This window comes from Kistimonas scapharcae (genome assembly GCF_039540975.1).
In the GTDB taxonomy this organism is placed as follows: Bacteria; Pseudomonadota; Gammaproteobacteria; order Pseudomonadales; family Endozoicomonadaceae; genus Kistimonas; species Kistimonas scapharcae.
In genome coordinates this window covers 1-1,269 of the sequence record NZ_BAABFL010000040.1, presented here as the reverse complement: position 1 = coordinate 1,269, position 1,269 = coordinate 1, and the positions used below count along the sequence as shown (strand labels likewise).

The 1,269-nt window shown below is 54.5% G+C and carries 2 protein-coding genes; one reads left to right on the top strand and one right to left on the bottom strand.

All coding sequences use genetic code 11. The features are described from left to right. Positions 1–225 precede the first annotated feature (225 nt). Positions 226–510, bottom strand: coding sequence for a DUF3144 domain-containing protein (locus ABD892_RS02650; RefSeq protein WP_345193568.1), 285 nt, complete (start codon positions 508–510; stop codon positions 226–228). Positions 511–697: 187 nt separating this feature from the next. On the opposite strand from ABD892_RS02650, the gene ABD892_RS02645 reads away from it, so the two are divergent. Next, entirely contained in the window at positions 698–1,141 is a 444-nt protein-coding gene (locus ABD892_RS02645; protein ID WP_345193565.1) for a regulatory protein RecX, read from the top strand. Positions 1,142–1,269 lie beyond the last annotated feature (128 nt).

The following is a 1,269-nucleotide window of genomic DNA, read 5'->3' as shown; positions in this document are numbered from 1 at the left end:
GCGCCTTGAAGGCATCGACGATTTTTTCCTGCTGTGTTTTTGCCATGTGGAACTCCTCCCTGTGTGGCCAGAATGCCGGGAATACGTGGGCTGCAGGGCAGTGGGTACGCTATTCCCGCCGGTCATCACACATTAGACGGTGTGGAGCGACAGGCAAGTCGAAAACCACAGCCTGACAGCAGGCGTGTCTGGGTAGATAGCCTGCTGTATCAAATGGAGGATAAGTCAAGGCTGGCGCTGTTCCCCTGGGGGATGGCTTTCGTAAAAATCCAACCTGGCCCGAAGCACCTGATGGTACTGTTCGGTCAGGCTGGCGATGGCCTCATCCTGTTCGGTACAGAGCGGCTCGTCGTTGGAGGCGAACATGTGGGCGTTGAAATGGGCAGCAGCCGTCAGAATGGCTTTGCTTAGGGTTGATAGGGCGATTTCACTGGTGTCAGCGTAGCGGTAGGTGATGGCGAGCAGGTGGTTTACGATAGCGAAGAATTCCTCATCAGTCAGCGGTTTCATGATCACTCCTCCCTGTAGGAATAGCTTGAGAGATGCCTGCTGCAGCCTTTTTTTGCCGATCGAATGTCGGCTGATGTTGGTCAATGAAAGAGCTACGACTGCAGCAGGCATCATCATGTTATCCCTTATGGAAGGGGTGTTTACTGTCATTGCAGGTAGAGCGGCTAACTAACTGAACACTCATGATATGACGTTTNAGGTCACCGCTGAAATGCTGCGACAGTCGGCCATCAGCCTTCTTGCCCAGCGAGAGTACACCCGTAAAACCCTCGACAGGAAGCTGCAGCTGGTCAGTGATGATGAGCAGCTGGTCAGCGCGGTACTGGATCAGCTTGAGGAAGAACGCTTGCTGAGCAATGACCGGTTTGTCGAAAACTTTATCCGCAGCAGGATTGGCCGTGGGCATGGGCCGGTCAGGATCAGTCAGGAATTAAGACAGAAGGGCGTGGACTCGGAAACTGTCAGTCTGGCGCTGGAGGAGGCGGAGGTGGACTGGTTTGAACGGGCAGAGGCGGTTCGGCTACGTAAATTTGGTGACGGACAGCCAGCGGATGCCAGGGAAAAGGCCAAACAGATGCGTTTTCTTCAGTACCGAGGATTTCCAGCCGGGATTGTTTCGGAGTTGTTTTGACTGAGGGGGGGTGGATGTTCTGTCACCAAATACAAAACCCGCCGATAAGGGCGGGTTTGACTGCTGACCATAACGCCGGTCGGCGACGCGATCACCCGTCGGTACGAGCTTAAAGGTGTGATCAGGCT

Bases quoted from the DNA above. Each gene is read 5' to 3' on its own strand.
- ABD892_RS02650 (WP_345193568.1), bottom strand. From the start codon at position 510: ATGAAACCGCTGACTGATGAGGAATTCTTCGCTATCGTAAACCACCTG.